Source organism: Pseudomonas sp. TE36184, from assembly GCF_054060055.1.
The window spans coordinates 715,244-740,715 of the sequence record NZ_JBSSCU010000001.1; the positions used below are offsets into that span (position 1 = coordinate 715,244).

The window sequence follows — 25,472 nt, forward strand, 5'->3', positions numbered from 1 at the left end:
CAGGAGTCGTTCTGTGAACATGGACAATCTCACACTGCGCTATTTCGATGCCGAAATGCGCTACCTGCGCGAGGCCGGCAAGGAATTCGCGGAGGCCTTCCCGGATCGGGCGGCACAGCTCAACCTGGACAAACCGGGGGCGCAAGACCCCTATGTGGAGCGCCTGTTCGAGGGCTTCGCGTTCCTGATGGGCCGCCTGCGGGAAAAACTCGACGATGACCTGCCGGAATTGACCGAAGGCCTGGTCAGCCTGCTCTGGCCACATTACCTGCGCACCATCCCGTCGCTGTCGATCGTCGAACTGGTGCCGGAACTGGCGCAGATGAAGCACAGCGAGATGATCGCGCAGGGCTTTGAAGTGCTGTCGCAACCCATCGGGCCCCAAAGTACCCGTTGCCGCTACACCACCACCCAGGACCTGGCCCTGCGCCCGTTGGCCCTGGCCTCGGTCGGGCGCGGCTTCGCCCCGGATGGTCGCTCCGTGTTGCGCCTGCGTTTTGCCTGCGGCGCGTTGACCGACTGGAGCCAGATCGACCTGAGTCGCGTGCCGCTGTACCTGAATGCCGAAGCCCCTTTGGCCAGTGCTTTGCATCAGGCGCTGACCCTGAATGTGCAAGCGATGTTCGTGCATTGGCCCGGCCAGACCGAACGCCAGCCGGTCGTCGGGCATTTTGCCCCCAAGGGGTTTGCCGATGAAGACCGGCTGTGGCCCAAGGGCGACAGTGCGTTCAGCGGTTATCAGTTATTGCTGGAGTATTTCAGTTTCCGCGAAAAATTCATGTTCGTGACCCTGTGTGGCCTGGAGCACCTGCAGATTGCTCCCGACGCCGCCTGGTTCGAGCTTGAAGTGGTGTTGCGCGAACCCTGGCCGGCCGATTTCGACCTGAGCCGCGAGCATATCCGCCTGCATGCGGTGCCGGTGATCAACCTGTTCGCGCTGGAGGCCGACCCGCTGACCCTGGCACCGTTGCAAAGCGACTACCTGCTGCGCCCCATGCGTTTGCAGGACGGCCATACCGAGATCTATTCGGTGGACCGCGTGACCGCCTCGCGAAACGCCGAGCGCCAGGACTATGTGCCGTTCAGCAGCTTTCGCCACAAGGGCGGCATGTTGCGTGACGAGGCTCCCGAACGCTACTTCCATACGCGCCTCAAGCGCGCCGCCAATGGCTTGCATGACACCTGGCTGATCCTCGGCGGCGAGGGCTTCGACAGCGACCGCCTGCGCACGCGTGAAAGCCTGTCGTTGCGACTGACCGGCACCCACGGCCAATTGCCGCGCAAGGCGCTGCAAAGCACCGTGCTCGACACGCTGGTGCAAAGCCCCCAGGCCGGTTTGCGGGTGCGCAACCTGTGTGCGCCGAGCTTGCCGTGCTACCCGCCGAACCGCGACCGCTTTCACTGGCGGGTGCTGAGTCACCTGGGCTCGAACTTCCTGCCGATGCTCGACAACGCCGAGGTGTTGCGCGGCACATTGGCCTTGTACGACTGGACGGGCAGCGAACTCAACCGTCGTCGTCTGGCGGCGATCGTCGAGGTCCGTCATCACTTGGTCCAACGTTTCGAGAAAGGCTTTTTGCTACGCGGCGTGGATATCGAGATCACCCTCGATGCCAACGGCTTTTCAGGGGAGGGCGACATCAGCCTGTTCGGCGAGATGCTCAATCGCTTCTTCGCCTTGTATGCCGACATTCATGTGTACACCCAGCTCACGCTGATCCTGCAACCTACTGGAAAGTGCCTGCGATGGAACGAGAATCACAGTCAGCGTATTCCCGGCTGAAAGCCAGCGGTTTGCTGGATGCCTTACAGGGCCAGGTGGCCGAGGCCAATCTGCAGCGTTTTTGCCAGTTGCTGGAACAGGCCTTGCCCGACCATCCGCCGCTGGGCAGCACCGCGCACCCGGCGGATGACGCCGTGCGCTTTCGGCCCGATCCGGGCATGGGCTTTCCGGCCGGCGAGTTGAAGTCGATTGAAATCGATGAAGCGCACCCGGAGCGAGCGGCGACGGTACGCACGCGCTTGCTTGGGTTGTACGGGGTCGATTCGCCGATGCCGACCGTGTACCTGGATGACATCGCGCAGCGTCGGGAGGGGCATGAAGCGCTGGAAGCCTTCCTGGATATGTTCAATCACCGGATCTTCACCCAGTTCTACCGGATCTGGCGCAAGTACTCCTACCCGGCGACGTTCGAAGCGGGCGGCACCGATGCCACCTCGCAATGCCTGCTGGGCCTGATCGGCCTGGGCATTCCCGGCACCGCGCAACAGGTCGCCACGCCGGTCTCGCGCTTTCTGGCCTTGCTCAGCGTGATGCGCCTGCCCACGCGGAATGCGCAAGGCATCGTCGCACTGGTCAAATTGCTCGCCCCCGACACCCAGGTGCAGGTGACTCCGCATTGGCCGCAGAACATTACGTTGGCGGCGCCGGCCAGCCTCTCCCGGCAACGTCCGGTGAGCCTGGCCCAGGGCACGCCGCTGGGGCGTATCGGCCGCGACGCCAACAGCCAGTTCGGTCTGACGCTCTATACCGAGCACGCCCAGGAAGCCCGTGGCTGGCTCCCCGACGGCCAGCTACACCGCGACCTGCGGGTGCTGTTGCGCGTTTACCTGGGGTGGCGTTGCACGGCGAAGCTGCGCTTGTCGCTGCCGTTGCACAGCCTGCCTGCGCCGGTGTTGGGGCTGGCCACCCTCCGGCTCGGCATGACCGGTGTACTGGGCTTGGGAGACAGCGCCTGGCGCACGACGGAACACGAGACCCTCACGATCAACCTGGGGCGCTACCAAGGCCTTTCGATTAACCCGCGCAACAGGGAGACACAGCATGTCGCGTACCGTTTTTAATCTTGTGCTGCTGGCGGCTTTCACGCTACCGCTCGGCGGTTGTGGGTTGGCCCAGACCGTGGCGGATGGCACGGCATCCACCGCCAAGGCGATCTTCTACAAGCGGGTCAACACCCTGCATCTGGATTTCAGCGCGCGCACGGCGCTGAACACCGATGCCACGGACATGCGTGCGTTGTCGGTGCCGACCCTGGTGCGGGTTTACCAATTGCGCGACAGCAAGGCGGTGGAGCTGGCGACCTACGAAGGCCTGCTGGGCGATGACGAGCGCTTGCTCGCGCGTGAGTTATTGGACAAACACTCGGTGGTGGTAAAGCCCGAAGAAGGCGCTCAGTTGAACGTGCCGATGGACAAGGACACGCAGTTTGTCACGTTGGTGGCGTTGTTTCGCGACCCCGATACCCGGCAGAACAGCTGGCGCCTGACATTGACGCGTGACGACCTCGACCCGGATCGCGCACGGGTGATCGAACTGGGCGATAACCGCTTGATCCTGCGCCCATTGACGAAGGATTGAGCCATGACCGAGTACACCCCTTCGCTCTACGAACGCCTGTTGCAGAATTTCGCCGGTGAACTGGACCTGCAGCGGGTCTGCGAGGCGGACCAGCACACCCTCTCGGTGCTGGACAACCTGCAGCGCATCCTCAACAGCCGAGCGGGCGCGCTCAGCCATCTGCCGGATTACGGGCTGCCGGACATGGGCCTGATCCTGCAAGGGTTGCCCGCCACGGCCCAAGGCCTGATCGGCGTCATGACCGACACGTTGCTCAAGTACGAGCCACGTCTGGCGGCGATCACCATCGAGCTGCTGCCCCAGGTGCTGCCGGGGCATCTGGAGTATGCCCTGGACATGCAATTGAAGGATGGGCAGCACGTGACCTTCGGCACCCGCCTGACCCCCGAAGGCCGGGTGCTGGTGCGTCACTTGAAGCGACAGCATTACCTGTCGAAGCCTTGAACCGATAACGCAAGGGAAACCCGATGACGGCGTTGTTTGGGATGCGTATTCAAGTCGGCGGTGATCCGCGCGGCTTCAGTGAGTTCATCGTTTTGCGCGAGGAATTGGCCAAGCTCAGCCATCCCGCCTGCCCGGATGTGGACTGGGCCAAGGTCGAGCAAGGCTGCCTTGCGCTGTTCCAGCAAAACGGCGCAGAGTTGCACAGCGCGTGCTTTTACACCTTGGCTCGCGGCCAGCGTCATGGGGTCGAGGGCATCACCCAAGGTGTGGCGTTGATCGAGGCGCTGGGCGGTGAGTGGGTGCGCCTGTGGCCGCCGATGGCGTCGGCGCGCGTGGACTTGCTGGGATGGTTGTTCGAGCAACTGCAACTGGTGCTGCGCAGCCGGGCGATGACCGCCCACGGCGTGCCCGCGCTGGTTCAATTGGACCTTGAGTTGGCCCGTTTGCAGGTGCGTTTGCGGGCTCATCTAGACCACCCTCTACAACCGCTGCACGCCCTGCGCTATCAGGTCGGCGGCTTGATCCAGCGCCTGGAGCAAAGCCCCGCGCCGGACGGCACGATGCTCGCGCCGCTCAGGTTGCCGGCGCCGGCGCTGGTGAGCCCCGTGGTGATCCTGCCGCCACCCGCAGTGGTGGCACGCCGGCCACGCATCGCGCTGTGGGGGCTGGTCGGGGCGCTGATCGTTGCCTTGCTCGCAGGGTTCGGTTGGCGCATGTGGTTGGCCGGTCCAGGCACTGAACCCCTTATGCCCGACCCCGTTCGACTGGACAGCCTGTCGCTGTTCGATGCCGGCAGTGCCACGCTCAAGCCAGGCTCGGCCAAGGTGCTGATCAATGCCCTGGTCGACATCAAAGCCCAACCCGGCTGGCTGATCGTGGTCGCCGGGCATACGGACGCGACCGGTTCCGTCGAACAGAACCTGGCGCTGTCCCATGCCCGCGCCTCTGCCGTGCGCGACTGGATGCAGCGCATGGGCGACATCGCCGACAGTTGCTTTGCCGTCCAGGGCTTCGCGGCCAGTCAGCCGATTGCCAGCAATGAAACCGACGTCGGGCGCGCCGCGAACCGTCGCGTGGATATTCACCTGGTGCCGCAGACAGGGGCCTGCGGCGAGGCCACGGTGGCCGTGGACTGAGCGCTATTTCATCGCATGCTCGACCACCTGTGTCGCACGCGGCGCAGCCCGCAGACACTTGGTCAAAGCCTGCTGCACATCCGCCAGCAGGTCGGCGATGTCCTCCAGCCCGACCGACAGACGCACCAACCCCTCGCTGATCCCGTGGGCTGCCCGCTCCTCTGGGGTGTAGGTGGAGTGGGTCATGCTCGCCGGGTGTTGGGCCAGAGACTCGGCATCGCCCAGGCTGACCGCGCGGCTGAACAGCTTGAGTGCGTTCATGAAGCGCCGGCCGGTCGCGATCCCGCCTTTGAGCTCGAAGGCAATCATCCCGCCGGACATCCGCATCTGCCGCGCCGCCAGTTCGTACTGGGGAAATGAGCGCAACCCCGGGTACGTCACGCGCTCGACGGCGGGGTGGGCCTGCAAGGCTTCGGCCACTGCCTGGGCGTTGCTGCAATGGCGGTCCATGCGCAGGGCCAGGGTCTTGAGGCCGCGCATCAGCAGCGATGCGTCCTGCGGGGACATGACCGCACCGGTCAGGTCTTTGAGCCCTTGCAGACGAATGCGCTGCGCCAGTGCGTGGTTGCTCACCGCAATGCCGGCGGTGATGTCGCCATGCCCGCTGAGGTACTTGGTGGCCGAATGCACGACCACATCGGCGCCCAACTCCAGGGGCCGTTGCAGGTACGGCGTGCAGTAAGTGTTATCGACCACCACGATGACGTTGGGCTGCTGGTGCGCCAGCGTAGCGACGGCGGCAATATCGACCAGTTGCAGGTTGGGGTTGGCCGGGGTTTCGCAGTAGATCATGCGCGTGGCCGGGGACAGCGCAGCGTGCAGTGCATCCAGGTCGGTGAGGTCGACATGGCGCACCTTGATGCCGAACTCCGCGATGCCATGGTGCAGCAGGGCGAAAGTGCAGCCGTAGAGTGTCTGGCTGACGATTACCTCGTCGCCGGGGCGCAGCAGGGTCCAGAAGGTGGCGGCAATCGCGCCCATGCCGGAGCTGAAGGCAACGGCGGCCTCGCCGTTTTCCAGGGTCGCCATGCGCGCTTCCAGCAGGGCCAGGGTCGGGTTGGAAATGCGCGTGTAGAAGTGCCCGCTTTCTTCACCGGCAAAACACGCGGCGCCGTATTCGGCGGTGGGGAAGGCGAACGTGGCGCTGAGATAGATCGGCGGTACGAGGGCGCCGTGGTGGTCCTTGGGGTCGTAACCGTGGTGGATGGCACGGGTGGAAAAGCCGAATGCATTGTGTTTATTGTTCATGTCGGACACTCCTTATTTCCTACAATGCTATGCTCATAACCACAGCTGAACTTTGCAATATTTGCTGACAAATCCCGCGCAATGGGATGAAACCTTCCTAAAAATAATGATTAGAGGCACGTTATGCCCCTCAGTCTGGATCGCACTGACAAGGCGCTTTTAAACGCACTGCAAGGCAACGCCCGCTTGACCGTGGCCGAGCTCGCCGAGCGCGTGTCCCTGACTACCTCCCCGTGTTGGCGGCGGGTCAGGAACCTGGAAGAGAGTGGGGTGATCAGCGGTTACCAGGCGATCCTGTCGCCCAAGGCGTTGGGCTATGGGGTGACGGCGTTTGTCAGCATCATGATGGAGAGCCATACCCAGGAAATTGCGCGGGCGTTCGAGCAGCGCTTGCTCGACATTCCGGAAATCGTCGCCTGCCATAACGTCTCGGGGCGCTATGACTTCCTGCTAGAAGTGGTGGCCAAGGACCTGGAGTCGTTTGGCGAATTCGCGCGGGAGGTGTTGCAGACATTGCCGTGCGTCAAAGAGATCTACTCGAGCTTTTCCTACAAATCGGTGCGGCCTTTGCGCGTGATTCCGCTGCCGCGCTGAGGGGCTGAGCCCGTGGGCACATTGGCTACCTGATCTTTGCCGGAATTGGCTATTTCTCCTGAGTGCTGCGCTGACTAATCTGGCCACCAATTTCCAGTGTTCAGGAGCTCTACCATGCAACCCCGTACCGATTTTTACACCGCTTCCCCAGACGCCATGAAAGCCATGCTCGCCCTGGAAACCGCAGTGGGCAAACTGTCCATCGAACTGCCCCTGCTGGAACTGGTGCGCCTGCGCGTGTCGCAGATCAATGGCTGCGCCTTCTGCCTCGATATGCACACCGCCGATGCGCGCAAGGGCGGTGAGACCGAACGCCGCCTGTACACATTGTCGGCCTGGCGCGAAACGCCGTTCTTCACCCCGCGTGAACGCGCCGCCCTGGCCTGGGCCGAAAGCCTGACCCTGGTCAGCCAGACCCGCGCCGCAGACGAAGACTACAACGCACTCGCCGCCGAGTTCAGCCCCCAGGAACAGGTCGATCTGAGCGTAGCCATCGCCACCATCAACAGCTGGAACCGCCTGGCGGTGGGCTTTCGCAAGATGCCCAAGTAAGCCCGGAGCCGTGCGCGGTCAGAAGTTGACTGAGGCACTCAGGCGCGCGGTCAGCGGCGCGCCCTGGAACAGGTAGTCATCGCCCATGTACTCGCCCGCGTCGCGCCAATAGCGTTTGTCGAACAGGTTGTCTACGCTCAGGCGAAACACCGTTTCATAGCCATCGACTTTGGTGGTGTAACGGCTGCCGACGTTGACCACCGCATAGTCCCCGACCTCGACGTTGCCGCTGCGGTTGGCGTACTTCTTGGCGCTGTATTGCACGCCGCCCAGGACCGCCAGGCCGTTGACCCACGGCAGCGCATAGTCGGCGTAGACACTGGCGCGCAGCTTGGGCACGTTGATCGCCTGGTGGCCTTCGTAGTCCGGCGTGCCGCTGCCGCTGACCCGCGCCCGAATCGCCGCGACGCTGGTGGCGATCTGCAGGCGGTCGGTGGCCCAACCATTCGCCGACAGTTCCAGCCCAGTGTTCTTCTGCTCGCCTTGTTGCACGTAGGTGAAACTCCCGGCGCCATCCGGCTTGGCGTACTGGTAGGCCTGGCGCGTCTGGAACACGGCCGCGGCGAAGCTGATGCGGCGCCAGTCGTATTTCACGCCGGCTTCGATTTGTCGCGACACGGTCGGGGCCAGGGTCTCGTCCGCGTTGTTCGCGAACCACGGCGCCGTGCCGCCCAGGGACAGCCCCTTGCTGTAACTGGTGTACAGCGAGATGTTTTCAATCGGTTTATAGATCAGCGAGGCCTGGGGCAGGAACACGTATTGCTGAGTGTGGCGCGCCTGGTCACCATTGCTGTCAAAGGCTTGTTCATCAAGGCGCACTTCGCGACCGCCGAGGAGGGTTTGCCACTGCTCGTTCAAGCGGATGCGGTCAGTGATGAATACGCCGTACTGGCGGCTGTCGAGGGTGCGATGGCTGTCGTTCAGCGGTACGTTGGTCGGCGCAAACGTCGGTGCGTCCTGATTGATATTGCCGCTGCCGATGTACTCGTTGACCGCCTTGCGCTTGTCGATCACCCGGCGAAACGCGCTGGTGCCGAAGGTCAATTCATGGCCCAGGCCGGCGGTGTCGAACAGCCCGGTCATGGCCGCCTGCACTTCATCGTCGCGGCGGGTGTCGTCGGGGCTGCGGTAGTCGTAGATGTCGTAGTCACCCTCGGGGCTGAACGTGTTGGCGTTGCACGTGTTCACGTAGAAACAGCCCCAGGCGAACGAACTGTAGTCATCGATCACCACCTTGCTGCGCGCCGCGCTGACACTGCCTTTCCACTGGTCGCTGAAGCGGTATTCGAACTTGCCGTTGAGGTTCAGCGAATCAATACCGACCTGCTTGGAACCGCTTTGATGGCCCAGCAGCTGTTTCGGCGATGCATCGTGGGGCACTTCACTGCCGCCCAGCAGTTGGTAGCCCGGCACCGAGCGCTGTTGTTTGTTCTGGTATTCGGCATCCAGTTGCAGCACCGCGTCGGGGCTGATGTTCCAGTCGAACGCCAGGGACAGGAAGTCGCGCTGGCCGTTGGCGTGTTCCACGTAGGAATTGAGGTCTTCATGGGCCATGTTGGCGCGCAGGCCGAACTGCCGCTCGCTGCCGAACCAGCCGCCGACGTCGGTGGCGATATAACCGCTGCCGCGGTCGTCGGTGGACACCGTCACCGAACGCACGTCTTGCGGGCGCTTGGTCACGTAGTTGATCACGCCGCTGGGCTCGGAGATCCCGCTTTGCAGGCCGGCCAGGCCCTTGAGTACTTCCACCTGCTGTTTGTTTTCCAGGGCGACGTTCTGCTCGCCGGTGATGGTGCGCCCGTTGATCTTGTAGCTGCTCGCCGCGTTCAGCGAGAAGCCGCGCACCACGAAGTTTTCGTAGTAGCCGATCGGCGCGTAGCTGTCGCCCACCGAGGCGTCGTTGCGCAGCACTTCGCTGAGCAGGCGGGCTTGCTGGTCCTTGATCAGGGCGGCGTTGATCACGCTGATCGAGGCGGGAGTGTCCAGCAGCGGCGCTTCATTGAAACCGCCGACCGAGGCGGTTTCACTGCGATAACCGGACTCATCCTGGCCCTGGACCTGTACCGCCGGCAGTTCAATTTCCGCAGCCAGGCTGCTGCCGATGCCACCGCTGAGCAGCAGGCCGAGGGCGAAACGTGACGTGACGACGGGGCGAAAACGCAGAACCATGGGGCAAGGCCTTAAAGCGCAGGACGGGGGGCGCATAAGCTAGGCATAAGTGCGCGCATTTACAAGGATTCGCGCATTGAGACATCCGGTCTCAGCGCGCACGCCGATTCATGTGCGCCTCGACAGCCCTGGCGTGCATCTGCGATAGACGAGGCTTCTCTCATCGTTGCAGGAGGTCGTCATGAGTACCGCTGGAAACCTCATCGCTGGAAAAGTTGCGCTGGTGACTGGCGCCGGGCAGGGCATCGGCCGCGCCATCGCCCTGCGCCTGGCACGGGACGGTGCCGATATCGCGCTGGTGGACATCAATGGCGCCAAGCTCGAAGCCGTGGCTGCTGAAATCGTCGCGGCAGGGCGCAAGGCCTCGGTGTTCATCGCCGACGTGTCCAAGCGCGAACAGGTGGTGGCCGCCGTCGAACACGCATACCAGACCCTCGGTGGTTTCGACATCATCGTCAACAACGCCGGGGTGGCGCAGATCGACTCACTGCTGGACGTCAGCCCCGAGCAGGTCGAGCGCACCCTGGGCATCAATGTGCAGGGCGTGTTGTGGGGCATCCAGGCCGCCGGCAAGAAGTTCAAGGCGCTCAAGCAGAAGGGCAAGATCATCAACGCCTGCTCGATCGCCGGGCATGAAGGTTTTGCGCTGCTGGGCGTGTACTCGGCGACCAAGTTCGCCGTGCGCGCCCTGACCCAGGCGGCGGCCAAGGAACTGGCCAGCGCCGGGATTACGGTCAATGCTTATTGCCCGGGCGTGGTCGGCACCGATATGTGGGTCGAGATCGACAAGCGCATGGCCGAGATTACCGGCGCCGAAGTCGGTGCGACCTATAAGAAGTATGTGGACGGGATTGCCCTGGGCCGTGCGGAAACGCCTGAGGATGTGGCCGGGCTGGTGTCTTACCTGGCGGGGCCGGATGCGGACTACATGACCGGCCAGTCGCCGTTGATCGATGGTGGGATTGTGTACCGATAACGCGGTTCAAAGGTGGGAGTGGGCTTGCCCGCGAAGGCGGCGGTTCAGTCACGGCATCGGTGGCTGATGCACCGCCATCGCGGGCAAGCCCGCTCCCACATGTTTGACGGTGCTGGGTCAGATATGTTTGCCCGGCATGTCGATGCCCAGTTGGTTGACCCGGCGATACAGGGTCGCCCGCGAAATCCCCAGCGCCTGGGCCGTCGGCGACGGCTTCCAGCGATGCCGGATCAGTGCATCCAGCACCACCTGGCGTTCCGGGCTGACACGTTCTTCCACGTCGGCCTCGATCTGCTCGCCGCGCACCTCCACGGGCAGGTCAGCCAACTGGATGGTGCCGCCGTCGCACACCGCACAGGCGTACGCCAGCACATGGCGCAGTTGCCGCACATTGCCCGGCCAGGCATAGCCGAGCAGTACCTCCAGCGCGGCGGGGCCGATGCCCACGGAGATTGCGCCGCTGTGCGCCTCCTGTTCCAGCAGCCGATTGATCAAGGCCAGTTTGTCGCTGCGCTCGCGCAAGGGCGGCAGGCAGAACCGTGCGCAGCCCAGGCGAAAGTACAGGTCTTCGCGAAAGCGCCCCTCGCTGACCAGCACCGCCAGGTCGCGGTGGCTGGCGCAGATCACCTGGATATCCACCGCACGGGTTTTTGCCGCACCCAGCGGCGCCACTTCACCTTCGGCCAATACCCGCAGCAAGCGCGTCTGCAGGGCCAGCGGCATATCGCCGATTTCATCGAGGAACAGCGTGCCGCCATCGGCCTGCAACAACAGCCCGGGCATGCCCTTGTTCGACGCGCCGGTAAAGGCCCCGGCGACATAGCCGAACAGCTCGCTTTCGATGAGGTTTTCCGGGATCGCCGCGCAGTTCACTGCCACGAAGGGCCCGTTTCGACGAACGCTGCGCTCATGCAGTTGGCGCGCGAAGACTTCCTTGCCGGCGCCGGTTTCACCCTGCACCAGCACCGGCAGGTTGCGGTCCTTGACCCGCAAGGCCAGGCGCAGGTGTTCTTCCACCCGGGGGTCGACCTGATTGTTTACGGCCTTCGCTGGACGCGCCGGCTTACGCCGCGGCGCGCTGACCCGCACATGCAATGCGCCGGGCTCGCCCAGCCAGTGCAGCTGTTGCGCCGATTGATCGGTGACCGCGCGCAACGCATCCAGGTCGAAGACCTCGCCGATATGCGCCGGCACCTGGCCAAAGCGCCGACGCAGGGCCTGGCGCGCCTTGCTGTTCAACGCATGCAGGCGCCCATCCTGGTCCCAGGCCAGCAGCAGGTCGGGCTGGCTGTCGACATAGCCTGGCGTGCTGTGGGCCTGGAGCACCCAGTGCTGACGGGCGCTGTGCATGAAGAAGGCATTTTCGATGGCTTGTGCGCTCTGCGCCACCATCTGCCGCACCAGATGCTGGCTGCGCCGGTCATCCGGGGATTTGAGCGCCGAGGCGTCCATCACCCCCAGCAGGTTGCCCTGGGGGTCGAAGATCGGCGCGGCGGAGCAGGTCAGCCCGATAAATGCCGCGCGAAAGTGATCGCGCTTATGCACCGTCACGGCAGCCTTGCTGGTCAGCACCGTGGCCACGCCGCAGGTGCCTTCTTCGGCTTCCGACCAGCAGGTGCCCAGGTACAGGCCGGCCTTGCGGCAATCGGTGCGAATCGCCGTGTCCACGCGGTGGTCGATGGTCTGGCCCTGGGCGTCGGTGAGCATCACGCAGTAGTCGGCATGGCGCACGCGGTGGTGGAGTTGGCCGACTTCTTCGCTGGCAATGTGCATGAACAGTTCGGCGCGCTCACGGCATTCCTTGAGCAGCGGTTCACTGAGAATGCGTGGCCCTTGCAGCGAGCCAGGGTCGAGGTGGTGTTGCTCCATGGAACGACGCCATGAATCGAAAATCAGCGACGGCACCGGAGCCTGGGGCAGGCGATCGGCATTGCGGACCACGCGACTGACGCAGTCGACATGGTCTTTGGAGTTCGCGGCGAGCATAAGGCCTCCGGTTCTCGATCTTTTGTTGTTATGCCCGCCATTAAGCGCGCATGCGCGCAGGGGGACAAGGGCGGCCTGACCAACTGCCCGGTGTGAGACGCAGCGTCTCATCCGGCCGCGCACGCCACGGGCAGGTTGCAATGGCGCGTCTCATTCTGTGGTTGGCGGTCGCCGCCGCACAACTGCGTGGTACTGCTCTGGATCAAGCCTGTGCGAGGTTTTTCGAGACGTTGGCACAGGCTGTGCTGAAGGTCTTGCAACTGGCTGCAGCCAGCCTTTTGTGTGTCGAGACAACCTGGAGAACAACAAGATGTCCACTCACCTGTCCACTGATCAACTGCTCCATGCCTACACCGTGATGCGTACCATCCGCGATTTCGAGGAACGCCTGCACGTGGAATTCGCCACTGGCGAGATCCCTGGTTTCGTCCACCTGTATGCCGGCCAGGAAGCCAGCGCCGCCGGGGTCATGGCCCACCTCAACGATGAAGATTGCATCGCCTCCAACCACCGTGGCCACGGCCACTGCATCGCCAAGGGCGTGGACGTGTTCGGCATGATGGCCGAGATCTACGGCAAGAAAACCGGGGTGTGCGGCGGCAAGGGCGGTTCCATGCACATTGCCGACCAAGAGAAAGGCATGCTCGGCGCCAACGGCATCGTCGGTGCCGGCGCGCCCTTGGCGGCCGGGGCGGCGCTGGCGTCCAAGCTCAAGGGCAGCCAGGGCGTGGCCGTGGCGTTTTTCGGCGACGGCGGCTCCAACGAGGGTGCGGTGTTCGAGGCCATGAACCTGGCCGCAATCATGAAACTGCCGTGTCTGTTCGTGGCTGAAAACAACGGCTACGCCGAAGCCACCGGCTCGGGCTGGTCGGTAGCGTGCAAAGACATCGCCGAGCGCGCCGTGGGCTTCGGCATGCCGGGGGTGATCGTCGACGGCAATGATTTCTTCGCCGTCCACGCGGCTCTGGGGGTAGCCGTGGAACGTGCGCGCAGCGGCCAGGGGCCGACGCTGGTGGAGGTCAAGTTGAGCCGTTTCTACGGCCACTTCGAAGGCGACGCGCAAACTTATCGCGGCCCCGACGAAGTGAAGAACCTGCGCGAATCCCACGATTGCCTGGTGCTGTTTCGCCAACGCTGCAGCGCCGAAGGCTGGCTCGATGCGGCGCAGTTCGAGCGCATCGACGCGGAGGTCGCGCAACTGATCGAAGACGCCGTGCGCCTGGCCAAGTCGGATCCCAAGCCCCAGGCCGCAGACCTGCTCAGTGATGTCTACGTCGCTTACCGCTAATCGCCACCCACTACAAAAATAATCCGTGGAGAATTGATCATGGCTCGCAAAATCAGTTATCAGCAGGCAATCAACGAAGCCCTGGCCCAGGAAATGCGTCGCGACCAGAGTGTGTTCATCATCGGCCAGGACGTGTCCGGCGGCACCGGCTCCCCCGGCGAGCAGGATGCCTGGGGCGGTGTGCTCGGCGTGACCAAGGGCCTGTACCCGGAGTTTCCCGACCGCGTCTTGGATGCGCCGTTGTCCGAAATCGGTTACGTCGGCATGGCAGTCGGCGCGGCCACCCGTGGCATGCGCCCGGTGTGCGAGTTGATGTTCGTCGACTTTCTCGGCTGCTGCCTCGACCAGTTGCTCAACCAGGCCGCCAAGTTCCGCTACATGTTCGGCGGCAAGACCACCACGCCGCTGGTGGTGCGCGCCATGTACGGCGCCGGCCTGCGCGCCGCCGCGCAGCATTCGCAGATGCTCACCTCGATGTGGACGCACATCCCCGGCCTCAAAGTGGTGTGCCCGGCCACGCCCTATGACGCCAAGGGCATGCTGATCCAGGCGATCCGCGACAACGACCCGGTGATCTTCCTCGAACACAAGATGCTCTACAGCCTGCAGGGCGAAGTGCCGGAAGAGCTGTACACCGTGCCTTTCGGCGAAGCCAATTACGTGCGCGAAGGCAATGACGTGACCCTGGTCACCTACGGGCGCATGGTGCATATCGCCCTGGAAGCCGCTGCCAACCTGGCGCGCCAAGGCATCGACTGCGAAGTACTCGACCTGCGCACCACCAGCCCGCTGGACGAAGACAGCATCCTGGAAAGCGTGGAGAAGACCGGCCGCCTGGTGGTGATCGACGAGTCCAACCCGCGCTGCTCGATCGCCACCGATATCAGCGCGCTGGTCGCGCAGCGCGGGTTTTCGTTCTTGCGCGCACCGATCGAAATGGTCACCGCGCCGCACACGCCGGTGCCGTTCTCCGATGCGCTGGAGGATCTGTACATCCCCAACGCAGCGAAGATCGAAGCCGCGGTGTTGAAGATCGCCGATAAGAGGACTGCCGCATGATCCATATCTTGACCATGCCCAAGTGGGGCTTGTCGATGACTGAAGGCCGCGTGGATGTCTGGCTCAAACAGCCGGGCGACCGGGTGGAGAAGGGCGAGGAAGTGCTCGACGTGGAGACCGACAAGATCTCCAGCAGCGTCGAGGCGCCGTTCAGTGGCGTGCTGCGCCGCGTGCTGGCGCTGAGCGACGAGACCTTGCCGGTGGGCGGGCTGCTCGGGATCGTGGTGGAGGGCGAGGCCACGGAAGCCGAGATTGATGCGGTAATCGAAGGTTTCCAGGCCAGCTTCGTGTCGAGTGCGGCCGAGGCGCAAGCATCCGGGCCCAGCGCGCAGAAAGTCGAGGTGGGCGGGCGGCTGTTGCGTTATCTCGATCTCGGTGAGGGCGGCACGCCGTTGGTGTTGGTCCACGGGTTTGGCGGCGACTTGAACAACTGGCTGTTCAACCACCCGGGGTTGGCGGCGCAGCGCCGGGTGATCGCCCTGGACCTGCCGGGGCATGGCGAGTCGGGCAAGCAGCTGCGCAGCGGCGATGCCGACGAGTTGAGCCAGGCGCTGCTGGCGTTGCTCGATCATCTCGCGCTCGACCGCGTCCACCTGGCCGGCCACTCAATGGGTGGCCTGGTCAGCCTGACCGTGGCGCGCCAGGCCCCCGCGCGGGTCGCCTCGCTGACCCTGATCGCCAGCGCCGGGCTCGGCGAAGAGATCAACGCGGACTACTTGCACGGCTTCACCGACGCGACTAACCGCAACGCGCTCAAGCCGCACTTGATTCAACTGTTCAGCGACCCGGCGCTGGTCACGCGGCAGATGCTGGAGGACATGCTCAAGTTCAAGCGCCTCGAAGGCGTGGATCAAGCGTTGCGCCAGCTCAATGCCCAGCTGTTCGAGGGCGGGCGGCAGCGCCTGGATTTGCGCAATATTGTCGGGCAGCAGCCAAGCCTGGTGATCTGGGGCAGCGACGACGCAATCATCCCGGCCAGACATGCCGAGGGGCTCGAGGCCCAGGTGGAAATCCTGCCGGGGCAGGGGCATATGGTGCAGTTGGAGGCGGCGGAGCGGGTCAACCAGTTGATGGCAACCTTCCTCAACTCCCAGCCTTGATGCAGTCCAATGTGGGAGGGGCGGTGCGACGATTCGACTTGCCCCCGATAGCGGTGTCTCAGTCAATATTCCTGGTGACTGACCCATTGCCATCGGGGGCAAGCCCCCTCCCACCATTTAGAGTGCGTTTCAAACGGCGCGCTTGAGGGTTTCGCTCGGCAGCTCCTTGAACAACGCCCGGTAGCTATTGGAAAACCGCCCCAAATGCCAGAACGACCAGTTCATCGCCACTTGCGCCACTGTGGCCGTGGCTGAACTCAACAACTCCCGCCGCGCCCCGTTCAAGCGGCGCAAACGCAACCACTGCGCCGGGCTCATTCCGGTGTAGGTCTTGAAGCCTTGTTGCAACTGGCGCAACGGCACGCCGGCGATCTGCGCCAGTTCCAGCAGGTTGACGGTGTCATCCGGTGCATCGACCGCCCATTCGCCGATGCGCGTCATCAGCCGGCGCTCTTCGCTGCGGCGCTGCAATGACTGGCGGTCCAGGCATACGCAGGCGTTGTCGAGAATGAACAGGCAATCGTCGAGCAACTGCTGGGTGAGGGCATCGCGGCTGATCGGGTCGGTGGTGCCGGACAACCGTGTGAGCGTGCCACTGAGCCAGCGGCTGAATAACGCATTCTGCTGGCAGGTCAGCGGAGCCATGAACAACCCTTCGAGTTTCGCCACATCCAAGCGATGGCGCTGCACAAACTGCGGCCCGAATACCACCGCCACTTCACGGTAGTTCTCCGGGGTGATCCAGGTGTTGCGGCTCTCGCCATTGAGCAGGTACAGCGCGTTGTCGCTGCCGTCGAAACAGAACGCCAGGGCCCCCGGCGGCGCGTTGAAATGCTGCTCCACCCGGGTGTTCATGCTCTCTTCGTAGACCTCCACGCCGTGCAGGTCGAGGTAGCGGATCTGCCCGGCAAAATGCCCGGGGGACATCTGCTGGTAGTGCTGCACCCAGCCGGGTGTCGCACGGCATTGAGCGGCCACATCACCGGTGGTGAAGGCCTGTACGCGCAAAGCGGTTGCCTGTGTCATGGGGGGAACCTGCTCGCACTCTATTGGTGCGTTGTGTTCGGAGCAAAGTGGATAGATGCCGTGGCGCGGCGAGCCCAAGATAGACCTCAATGCGCCGGGAGTACAAGCCGGTGCAGTCTCCCACCCATGACGAGGTCCTTATGAACGCCCCCTTCGATCAGCTGTCCGCCTGGCTGAAAGAACACAAGATTACCGAGGTCGAATGCGTGATCAGTGATTTGACTGGCATCGCACGCGGCAAGATTGCGCCCACCAACAAGTTCCTGCATGAGCGAGGCATGCGCCTGCCGGAAAGTGTGTTGCTGCAAACGGTAACCGGGGACTTTGTCGACGACGATGTCTACTACGACCTGCTCGACCCGGCCGACATCGACATGGTCTGCCGCCCGGTGGCCCACGCCACCTACGTGGTGCCATGGGCGATTGAACCGACCGCCATCGTGATCCACGACACCTTCGACAAGCAGGGTAACCCCATCGAACTGTCGCCGCGCAACGTGCTGAAAAAGGTGTTGCAGCTCTACGCCGAGCAGGGCTGGCAGCCGATTGTCGCGCCGGAAATGGAGTTCTACCTGACCCAGCGCTGCGATGACCCGGACCTGCCGCTGAAAACCCCGGTCGGCCGCTCCGGGCGGGCCGAAACCGGTCGCCAGTCGTTCTCCATCGACGCCGCCAACGAGTTCGACCCGCTGTTCGAAGACGTCTACGACTGGTGCGAAGCCCAGGGCCTGGACCTCGACACACTGATCCACGAAGACGGCCCGGCGCAGATGGAAATCAACTTCCGCCACGGTGACGCCCTGGATCTTGCCGACCAGATCACCGTGTTCAAACGCACCCTGCGCGAAGCCGCGCTCAAGCACAATGTGGCCGCGACCTTCATGGCCAAGCCAGTGGCCGACGAGCCGGGCAGCGCCATGCACCTGCACCAGAGCGTGGTCGACATCGCCACGGGCAAGCCGGTGTTCGTCGACGCCGACGGCCAGATGAGCACGCTGTTCCTGCACCACATCGGCGGCCTGCAGAAGTACATCCCCAAGCTGCTGCCGATGTTTGCGCCCAACGTGAATTCGTTCCGCCGCTTCCTGCCGGACACCTCGGCGCCGGTCAACGTGGAATGGGGCGAAGAAAACCGCACTGTCGGCCTGCGCGTGCCAACATCGAACCCCGACGCCATGCGCGTGGAAAACCGCCTGCCCGGCGCGGATGCCAACCCGTACCTGGCGATCGCCGGCAGCCTGTTGTGTGGCTACCTGGGCATGATCGAAAAGATTGAGCCGAGCGCGCCGGTGGAAGGCCGCGCCTATGAGCGGCGCAACCTGCGCCTGCCGATCACGCTCGAGGATGCGCTGGTGCGTATGGAGGAGTGCGCGACGGTCAAGCAATACCTGGGCGACAAATTCGTGCGCGGCTACGTCGCGGTCAAACGCGCCGAGCATGAGAATTTCAAGCGGGTGATCAGTTCCTGGGAGCGTGAGTTCCTGCTGTTGAGCGTCTAAACAATCATAAAGGGGTGTCGATATGCGTCTGATGAAAAAACTTCTCCCGCTGGCCCTGGTGGCGGCATTCAGCAGCGCCGCGCAGGCGGAGCCGACGGTCAGTGTCTACAACTGGACCGACTACATCGGCGAAACCACCTTGGCCGACTTCCAGGCCAAGACGGGGATCAAGGTGATCTACGACGTGTTCGACTCCAACGAAACCCTGGAGGGCAAGCTGCTGGCGGGGCGCACCGGGTATGACGTGGTGGTGCCGTCCAACCACTTCCTGGCGCGCCAGGTCAAGGCCGGCGCGTTCCTCAAGCTCGACCGCGCGCAGTTGCCCAATTTCAAGAACCTCGACCCCAAGCTGCTCAAGCTGCTGGAGAAAAACGACCCGGGCAACGCGCACTCGGTGCCGTACCTGTGGGGCACCAACGGCATCGGCTACAACGTCGACAAGGTCAAGCAGGTGCTCGGCATCGACCATATCGATTCATGGGCGGTGCTGTTCGAGCCGGAGAACCTCAAGAAGCTCAACCAGTGCGGCGTGGCCTTCCTCGACTCGGCGGATGAGTTGTTCCCGGCGATCCTCAACTACATGGGCAAGGACCCGCGCAGCGAGAACCCTGAAGACTACAAACAGGCGCAAGCCAAGCTGTTGACGCTGCGGCCTTACATCACCTACTTCCATTCCTCCAAGTACATCTCGGATTTGGCCAACGGCGATATCTGCGTGGCGTTCGGTTATTCCGGCGACGTGTTCCAGGCCGCCAACCGCGCCAAGGAAGCCAAGAACGGGGTGAACATTGCCTATTCGATTCCCAAGGAAGGCTCCAACCTGTGGTTTGACCTGCTGGCGATCCCCGCCGATGCGAGCAACCCGAAAGCAGCCCACGCGTTTATCAACTACCTGCTCGACCCTGAAGTCATCGCCAAAGTCAGCGCCTCGGTCGGCTATGCCAACGCCAACCCGGCAGCCAAGGCCTTCATGGATCCGGAACTGGTGAACAACCCTGAGGTGTACCCGTCCCAGGCCGTGCTCGACAAACTCTATATTTCCACCACGCCGACCCCGGCGACCATGCGCCTGATGACCCGCGCCTGGAGCAAAGTGAAGACCGACAAATGATCCAATCGAACGACCACGCCCGGTCCTATTACCGGGCCTCGGCCAATGCCATGCCTGAGCGTCCGGCCTTGGCCGCTGACTTGAGCGCGGATGTGTGTGTGATCGGCGGTGGGTTCACCGGGGTCAATACCGCCATCGAACTGGCCCAGCGCGGGCTGTCGGTGATCCTGCTGGAGGCGCGGCGCATCGGTTGGGGCGCCAGCGGGCGCAACGGCGGGCAATTGATTCGCGGCATCGGCCACGACGTGTCGGGCTTTGCCAAGTATGTGGGCGAGGAGGGCGTGCGTTATCTGGAGCGGGCCGGGATTGATTCGGTCACGTTGGTGGGTGAACGCGTTCGCACGCAGGGTATCGACTGCGACCTGCGCTGGGGCTTTTGCGAACTGGCCAATACCGCGGCGCAGTTCGCCGCGTTCAAGGGCGAGCAGGAGCGCCTGTTGGCGCAGGGCTATAACCATGAGGTCCGTGTGGTAGGTCCGCAGGATATGCACCAGGTCGTCGGCTCGCAGGTCTATGCCGGCGGCCTGGTGGACATGGGGTCCGGGCACCTGCACCCATTGAATCTGGTGTTGGGCGAGGCGCGGGTCGCCGAGTCCCTGGGGGTGCGGATTTTCGAGCACACCCCAGCGTTGGAACTGCTCCACGGCGACACCGTGCAGGTACGCTGCGCCGGCGGCACGGTGCGTGCCAGCAACCTGGTGCTGGCCTGCAATGCACACTTGGAGGCGTTGGAGCCGCGCTTGAGCGGCAAGGTACTGCCTGCCGGCAGCTACATCATCGCCACCGAACCGTTAACGGAAGGGCTGGCCGAGCAATTGATCCCGCAGAACCTGGCGCTGTGCGACCAGAAAGTCGGCTTGGACTACTACCGACTGACCGCCGACCGACGCCTGTTGTTCGGCGGCGCCTGCCATTATTCGGGGCGTGATCCGCAGGACATCGCCGCGTATATGCGACCGAAGATGCTCCAGGTATTCCCGCAACTGGCCAATACCGCGATCGAGTTCCAGTGGGGCGGCAAGATCGGCATCACCGCCAATCGCTTCCCCCAGGTCGGGCGGTTGAAGCAGTACCCGAATGTGTTCTACGCCCAGGGTTATTCCGGGCATGGGCTGAATGTGACCCATTGGTGCGCGCGGCTGCTGGCTGAAGCCATTCATGCCGGGCACAGTCAGGGCTTGGAGGTGTTCAGCCAGGTCCCGCACATGACCTTTCCGGGCGGCAAACTGTTGCGCTCGCCGTTGTTGGCGTTGGGGATGCTGTGGTTCAAGTTGCGCGAGCAACTTGCCTGGTAGCTGGGGGCGCGTTGTGAAAGGGCCTTGCCAGCTTTTATCGAATCGTTGACAGGCAGGGCAAAACGGAAGAGCGCAATTGCTCCTTTTCGTACTGCTTGAGGCTAGCCCCTTTCCGCAATAGGTCCGGGGCGGCGTGTTTCGCTATGCAGCTCAGGTACGCCTGTTTTTTTCCATCGGCTAACGGAATGGCCATCGCATCCGCAGCCAACGTGCTAGCTATTGCAAATAACATTGCGACCGGGAATTTTGCCGGTAGTCTGTGAGACATCACGCACCTCCAACTTAACAGTCTGTGCCAGGCCACGCCGCAAAACGGGCTCCTTGTTCAGGGCAACGTAGCTCCCACCGCATTGAAATCGTTGGAGGTATCCGTCGCCGTACCAAAAATAAATACGCCGCTAGGCGAAATGCCGCTCGACTCGCTGGACGTTCCGCCAAGACCCACCACGGATACGGTGCCTCCCGAGGGCGTCCAACTGCAGGCAGTGGGGTATTGGTTACTGTTCAGGCAAGTCATGGCGACGCTGTCGTTATCCCCAAAACCTGCAAAGTTGGTCTGATTACTGCCCGGCAATGGCTGGATGGGCGCTACGGTGAAAGAGTTGGTGGGGTCTGGCCAGAAGAGAAGTGTCAGGAGGCCCAATGGGTTCCTGCCATAGGCCACCACATGCCCACGGGCATTGATTGCCATTGCCACGTTCTGTGCATTCAACGGCATTGTCAGCAGCAACGGTGTGCTAGTTGCAGAGGCCCAATAGGCGGTCTGGAGCGTATCGGGGGACGAACCGGGGAACGTGCAGGTGCCGACGAACTGACCCGCATCGTTCATGTCCACGGCCTCACAGTAGCTGGCGCCTGCCGGAAGCGGCGGCGTCACGAGGGAAAATCCACTCCCGCTCCAACTGGCCGAGGTGATCTCAGGCGTACCGTTCGCTCCTGGGCAATTCATGAGGATGCGTGGCCAGCCATTCGTCAAGGTTTCAGTCAGGTCGACACCGGAGCAGTTGTTACCCCAGCCCGATACACGCTGTGGCGTCGCGCTACCCGCAGCATAGACCACCACCGTTGCCTGTTCGTTTGCACTCAGGCTCTGTGCGAGCACCATACCGTTCTGATTTTGCGCAGTAGGGACTGTCTGCTTGTCGGCGGGGCGTAGCGGCGGCAACAGCAATGAAAAAGGCAGCGGAGCCATGGCGGTCGGCGGGTTGCCGGGCGTCGCCGCGTTCCAATACACGCCCAAAGCGACATTGCCGACATTGGCGCACAGCCCCACCATCCAGCCATTGTTGGCAATTGCGCTGACGCTGCACGGTTGTCCCGTGACCAATGGCAACAGCACTTGTTGGGGACCTGCCAGTGTCGATGAGAACCACTGGTTGGGGTTGGTACTCGGCGTCGCCGAGTTGCAGTTACCGACCGCCTGACCATTGTCGTTGATCCCGGAGGTCGCGCATTGCGGTCCGGCCGCGTGACCTGAACTGACGAATGTGGCTGCGTTGGCGCTTGCGCTATGTCCGCAAAACGATACGCCAACACTTAACAGCACTGGAACCATTAGCTTCTTGAATGTGCGCTGCATGGGCTGTCCTTCCCTGGTGGGTGAAACCATCTGCGGGGGACAAGGACGCCCCGCAGGCCTTGCGTAACAGTGAAGGCCGCCGTCAGCAGGCCTACAACTGTCATTTTTAACAGGTACAGAACGAGTTGCTGCACCGCGCATGGGCAGCTGTTTGGGCTGTTTGGCGGCTCTGGCGTGCGGGTTTCAGAACGAGGCTACGCAGAGTGTCTGCGCCGGGCCTGAAAACAAGGCGACGAATGGTCAGGAGCGCAGGGGCTTATCGAGCCTCCGTCGCACCACGAATCTGGGTGAAGTGACGAATCGGCTGGCGTACAGTGTTTAACCCCGATCGCCAGCGACTGTCGGTGCGACAGATCTGGCGATCTGAATTGTTTATTGTCTGGAGTATTGATTGTGCCTACAGCTTCTTCTGTCATTGAAGTTCCGGTTTCGGCCGATCAGGTGTGGCAATTGGTCGGCGGTTTTGACGCGCTGCCGGACTGGCTGCCATTGATCGTCGAGAGCAAGCCGGGCGACGGCGGGCGCCTGCGTCACCTGAAGACCGCCGATGGCGGCGTGGTGGTGGAGCGCTTGCAGACCTTTGATAACGTGGCCCGCACTTACAGCTACAGCATCGAGGAGTCGCCGTTTCCGGTGAGTGCCTACCTGGCGACGTTGCGGGTCGAAGCCCTGACGGAATCGTCGGCGAAGGTGACGTGGTCGGGCGTGTTCACCCCGGTGCCGGGCATCACCGACGAGGCGGTGGAGGCTTTGTTTGCCGGCGTGTACCGCGGCGGGCTTGAGGCGCTGCGCGCCAACTTCCCGGCTTGACCTGATCGATCGGGCAAGCGACACCCAATGTGGGAGGGAGCAAGCCCCCTCCCACCGTTTCGATCGGTGTCGTGTCTGGTTTATTTGGGCATCAGTTGCTGGCGACACTCCAGCACCAACCGCGCACCGCCGCGTTGGCTGGTGCCGACGTCCAGCTTGAAACCGTGCAGGTTGATGATCGCCGCGACAATCGACAAGCCCAGCCCAAACCCACCTTGCTGGTCGCTTTCATCCACGCGATAGAACCGCTGGAACACTGCCTTGCGTTCCGCTATTGGGATGCCGGGGCCGGAGTCGTGGACTTCGATACGCGTGCTGCCCGCATCGTTGACCGCGCGCAAAATCACTTCGCCGCCCGCGGGGGTGAACTTGATCGAGTTGCTCAGCAGGTTGGCCAGGGCCTCGAACAGCAAGGCCCGGTCGCCGGTGATCCAGGGCAGGGATGGCGGGGTGTCGAGCACCAGTTGCAGTTCGCCTTCCTCGGCCAGGGGCAGGTAGAAGTCGTGCAGTTCGCGCAGCAGCGGCAGTGGGTCCATCACCAGGAAGCCCGAGCGGCGTTGGTGGTCTTCCAGCTCCGAGATCCGCAACAACCCGCGAAAGCGCGCCATCAGCGTGTCGGTTTCCGCGATGGCGTCGTCCAGTTGCACCGCGTGGGCCGAGTCGTGTTCGGCTTGTTGCTTGATGCGATAGAGCTGCGCGCGCAAGCGGGTGAGCGGGGTGCGCAGGTCGTGGGCGATGTTGTCGCACACGCCTTTGACCTCGTTCATCAGCTTCTCGATGCGGTCGAGCATGGCGTTGACGATGGCGGCGAGCATGTCCAGTTCGTCACGCCGGTTCGACAGCGGCAGGCGATGGGTGAGGTCGCCGGCGACGATGGCCTCGGCGCTGGCCTGGATCCCGCGAATCCGTCGCAATGGGCGGCGGCGCAGCAAATGCCAGCCGGCGGCGCCGGGGATGATGGTCAGCGACACCGCCCACAGCAGCGCGTGCCAGATGATCCGGGTTACGCCGAACAGCGAACCGTTGGCGCGCACCAGCACCAGCCAGCGGCCATCGGCGGTGTGGGTGACCACGGCGTCGCAGCTGTCTTTGGGCAGTTTCGGGTCGTCGGAGTCGACGCAATTGGCCAGGGCGTGGATCTTGCCGTCCAGGGGCAAGTCGGGCGGTATCGCCTGGATCGGTCCGTTCAATGGGCGAAATTGCTCATCGAACAGGCCATAGGCGTCCACGCCCTTCATGTCGAAGGTCATGCTGGTGGTCAGGGCTTCCAACAGTTCTTCGCCGTCGAACCGCTGGAACAGGTGCTGGCGCTGCATCAGCGAATGGCGCGAGAGGTCGCTGAGGTAACCGGACACCTCGTAATACAGCACCCCCATGAGGATGCAGCTCCAAGCCACGAACAGCGAACTGTACAGCGCCAGCAAGCGGCTGCTGGAGGAACGCCAGCCCTTAGAGGGGTTCAGCAATGACATACCCGGAACCTCGTACCGTGCGGATCAGCGGCGTGAGGCCCGGTGGATCGATCTTCTTGCGCAGGCGACCGATGTGGACATCGATCAGGTTGGTCCCGGGGTCGAAGTGATAACCCCAGACTTCCTCGAAGATCATCATCCGCGACAGGATCTGCCCGGTGTTGCGCATCAGGAATTCCAGCAGTTTGTATTCGGTGGGCAGCAGGCTCAGCGGCTGCTCGGCGCGGCTGGCTTCACGGCTGATCAGGTTCAGCTCAAGGTCGGCCACGCGCAGGGCGGTTTCGAATTCCTTGACCGTGCTTTTGCGCCGCAGCAGCACTTCAACGCGGGCGGCCATTTCATCGGAGGCGAACGGCTTGGTCAGGTAGTCATCCCCACCGGCGCGCAGGCCGCGCACCCGCTCGTCGACATCGGAGAGCGCGCTGATCATCAGGATTGGCGTCGACACGCCGATGGTGCGCAGGGTGGTGACGATGGCCAGGCCATCGAGTTCCGGCAACATACGGTCGAGGGTGATCAGATCGTAATCACCACTCACGGCGCGGACCAGGCCTTCGCGGCCGTTGTCCACCCAATCAACATCCAGTCCATGGCTACTCAGCTCGGCGACGATCTCGCGGGCCGTTACGGCGTCATCCTCAATGGTCAAAATGCGGGTCATAGGATTACCTGGTGAGCGATTCACACTAGAAGTGTGGGCATTTTGCCAAGAAATGGCTGAACGCTTCCTAAATAAAACTTCATGTTGGCAAAACTGACACAGTTTT

At 63.1% G+C, this 25,472-nt stretch carries 22 protein-coding genes; 15 read left to right on the forward strand and 7 right to left on the reverse strand.

The window, feature by feature from the left end; genetic code table 11:
- The first annotated feature begins 13 nt into the window (after positions 1-13).
- From tssF to ACVWZP_RS03330, 5 genes are read left to right on the forward strand one after another with little or no spacing between them, the layout of a single operon-like run.
- Positions 14-1,783: a type VI secretion system baseplate subunit TssF gene (gene tssF, locus ACVWZP_RS03310; RefSeq protein WP_457369365.1), complete on the forward strand. Its 1,770-nt coding sequence runs from the start codon at positions 14-16 to the stop codon at positions 1,781-1,783.
- Positions 1,747-2,844, forward strand: a complete 1,098-nt coding sequence (gene tssG / locus ACVWZP_RS03315; RefSeq protein ID WP_046383723.1) for a type VI secretion system baseplate subunit TssG — start codon at positions 1,747-1,749, stop codon at positions 2,842-2,844. The genes tssF and tssG overlap by 37 nt, the downstream gene beginning before the upstream one ends.
- On the forward strand, positions 2,825-3,361 hold the full coding sequence (tssJ, locus tag ACVWZP_RS03320) for a type VI secretion system lipoprotein TssJ (RefSeq protein WP_457369366.1): 537 nt from the start codon (positions 2,825-2,827) through the stop codon (positions 3,359-3,361). The genes tssG and tssJ overlap by 20 nt, the downstream gene beginning before the upstream one ends.
- 3 nt (positions 3,362-3,364) lie before the next feature.
- The gene (gene tssE, locus ACVWZP_RS03325; protein ID WP_102618894.1) at positions 3,365-3,805 is read left to right on the forward strand and encodes a type VI secretion system baseplate subunit TssE; all 441 of its coding nucleotides are present in this window, start codon (positions 3,365-3,367) and stop codon (positions 3,803-3,805) included.
- A gap of 23 nt (positions 3,806-3,828) precedes the next feature.
- Positions 3,829-4,941: an OmpA family protein gene (locus ACVWZP_RS03330; RefSeq protein ID WP_457369367.1), complete on the forward strand. Its 1,113-nt coding sequence runs from the start codon at positions 3,829-3,831 to the stop codon at positions 4,939-4,941.
- Positions 4,942-4,944: 3 nt separating this feature from the next.
- Here ACVWZP_RS03330 and ACVWZP_RS03335 read toward each other — a convergent pair whose 3' ends face one another.
- Positions 4,945-6,189, reverse strand: a complete 1,245-nt coding sequence (locus ACVWZP_RS03335; protein WP_057004699.1) for a methionine gamma-lyase — start codon at positions 6,187-6,189, stop codon at positions 4,945-4,947.
- A gap of 123 nt (positions 6,190-6,312) precedes the next feature.
- Here ACVWZP_RS03335 and ACVWZP_RS03340 point away from each other — a divergent pair, with 123 nt between their 5' ends.
- Complete coding sequence (locus ACVWZP_RS03340) at positions 6,313-6,783, forward strand: Lrp/AsnC family transcriptional regulator (RefSeq protein ID WP_017846578.1); 471 nt, start codon at positions 6,313-6,315, stop codon at positions 6,781-6,783.
- 114 nt (positions 6,784-6,897) lie between these two features.
- Positions 6,898-7,335, forward strand: coding sequence for a carboxymuconolactone decarboxylase family protein (locus ACVWZP_RS03345; RefSeq protein WP_046383718.1), 438 nt, complete (start codon positions 6,898-6,900; stop codon positions 7,333-7,335).
- 18 nt (positions 7,336-7,353) lie between these two features.
- Here the strand turns inward: ACVWZP_RS03345 and ACVWZP_RS03350 are convergent, their stop codons facing one another.
- A complete protein-coding gene (locus tag ACVWZP_RS03350) occupies positions 7,354-9,504 on the reverse strand; it encodes a TonB-dependent siderophore receptor (protein ID WP_457369368.1) in 2,151 nt (716 codons plus the stop codon).
- Positions 9,505-9,685: 181 nt separating this feature from the next.
- Between ACVWZP_RS03350 and ACVWZP_RS03355 the strand changes: the two genes are divergently transcribed.
- Complete coding sequence (locus tag ACVWZP_RS03355; RefSeq protein ID WP_017846575.1) at positions 9,686-10,480, forward strand: acetoin reductase; 795 nt, start codon at positions 9,686-9,688, stop codon at positions 10,478-10,480.
- A 117-nt stretch (positions 10,481-10,597) separates the two neighbouring features.
- On the opposite strand, the gene ACVWZP_RS03360 is transcribed toward ACVWZP_RS03355, so the two are convergent.
- On the reverse strand, positions 10,598-12,466 hold the full coding sequence (locus tag ACVWZP_RS03360) for a sigma-54-dependent Fis family transcriptional regulator (RefSeq protein WP_288074270.1): 1,869 nt from the start codon (positions 12,464-12,466) through the stop codon (positions 10,598-10,600).
- Between the two features lie 310 nt (positions 12,467-12,776).
- Here ACVWZP_RS03360 and ACVWZP_RS03365 point away from each other — a divergent pair, with 310 nt between their 5' ends.
- The 3 genes from ACVWZP_RS03365 to ACVWZP_RS03375 are packed head-to-tail and all read left to right on the forward strand — an operon-like array spanning position 12,777 to position 15,913.
- Positions 12,777-13,754: a thiamine pyrophosphate-dependent dehydrogenase E1 component subunit alpha gene (locus ACVWZP_RS03365; protein WP_046383715.1), complete on the forward strand. Its 978-nt coding sequence runs from the start codon at positions 12,777-12,779 to the stop codon at positions 13,752-13,754.
- A gap of 39 nt (positions 13,755-13,793) precedes the next feature.
- A complete protein-coding gene (locus ACVWZP_RS03370; protein WP_046383714.1) occupies positions 13,794-14,813 on the forward strand; it encodes an alpha-ketoacid dehydrogenase subunit beta in 1,020 nt (339 codons plus the stop codon).
- The gene (locus tag ACVWZP_RS03375; RefSeq protein ID WP_017846571.1) at positions 14,810-15,913 is read left to right on the forward strand and encodes an acetoin dehydrogenase dihydrolipoyllysine-residue acetyltransferase subunit; all 1,104 of its coding nucleotides are present in this window, start codon (positions 14,810-14,812) and stop codon (positions 15,911-15,913) included. Before ACVWZP_RS03370 ends, ACVWZP_RS03375 begins: the two co-directional genes overlap by 4 nt.
- 129 nt (positions 15,914-16,042) lie before the next feature.
- Here ACVWZP_RS03375 and ACVWZP_RS03380 read toward each other — a convergent pair whose 3' ends face one another.
- Positions 16,043-16,939: a helix-turn-helix domain-containing protein gene (locus tag ACVWZP_RS03380; protein WP_457369369.1), complete on the reverse strand. Its 897-nt coding sequence runs from the start codon at positions 16,937-16,939 to the stop codon at positions 16,043-16,045.
- A 140-nt stretch (positions 16,940-17,079) separates the two neighbouring features.
- Between ACVWZP_RS03380 and ACVWZP_RS03385 the strand changes: the two genes are divergently transcribed.
- Genes ACVWZP_RS03385 through ACVWZP_RS03395 form a run of 3 tightly spaced genes read left to right on the forward strand, consistent with a single transcriptional unit; the run spans position 17,080 to position 20,844 of the window.
- A complete protein-coding gene (locus tag ACVWZP_RS03385) occupies positions 17,080-18,438 on the forward strand; it encodes a glutamine synthetase family protein (protein ID WP_448124126.1) in 1,359 nt (452 codons plus the stop codon).
- Positions 18,439-18,460: 22 nt separating this feature from the next.
- Entirely contained in the window at positions 18,461-19,549 is a 1,089-nt protein-coding gene (locus ACVWZP_RS03390) for a polyamine ABC transporter substrate-binding protein (RefSeq protein WP_046383710.1), read from the forward strand.
- Entirely contained in the window at positions 19,546-20,844 is a 1,299-nt protein-coding gene (locus ACVWZP_RS03395) for an NAD(P)/FAD-dependent oxidoreductase (RefSeq protein ID WP_079444058.1), read from the forward strand. The genes ACVWZP_RS03390 and ACVWZP_RS03395 overlap by 4 nt, the downstream gene beginning before the upstream one ends.
- 325 nt (positions 20,845-21,169) lie before the next feature.
- On the opposite strand, the gene ACVWZP_RS03400 is transcribed toward ACVWZP_RS03395, so the two are convergent.
- Entirely contained in the window at positions 21,170-22,423 is a 1,254-nt protein-coding gene (locus ACVWZP_RS03400; protein WP_457369370.1) for a hypothetical protein, read from the reverse strand.
- A 393-nt stretch (positions 22,424-22,816) separates the two neighbouring features.
- Here ACVWZP_RS03400 and ACVWZP_RS03405 point away from each other — a divergent pair, with 393 nt between their 5' ends.
- The gene (locus tag ACVWZP_RS03405; protein ID WP_108526528.1) at positions 22,817-23,233 is read left to right on the forward strand and encodes an SRPBCC family protein; all 417 of its coding nucleotides are present in this window, start codon (positions 22,817-22,819) and stop codon (positions 23,231-23,233) included.
- 80 nt (positions 23,234-23,313) lie between these two features.
- Here the strand turns inward: ACVWZP_RS03405 and ACVWZP_RS03410 are convergent, their stop codons facing one another.
- Both ACVWZP_RS03410 and ACVWZP_RS03415 read right to left on the reverse strand, forming a co-directional pair.
- Positions 23,314-24,705: a sensor histidine kinase gene (locus ACVWZP_RS03410; protein ID WP_046383706.1), complete on the reverse strand. Its 1,392-nt coding sequence runs from the start codon at positions 24,703-24,705 to the stop codon at positions 23,314-23,316.
- Entirely contained in the window at positions 24,683-25,366 is a 684-nt protein-coding gene (locus ACVWZP_RS03415; protein ID WP_003219726.1) for a response regulator transcription factor, read from the reverse strand. The genes ACVWZP_RS03410 and ACVWZP_RS03415 overlap by 23 nt, the downstream gene beginning before the upstream one ends.
- Between the last annotated feature and the right edge of the window lie 106 nt (positions 25,367-25,472).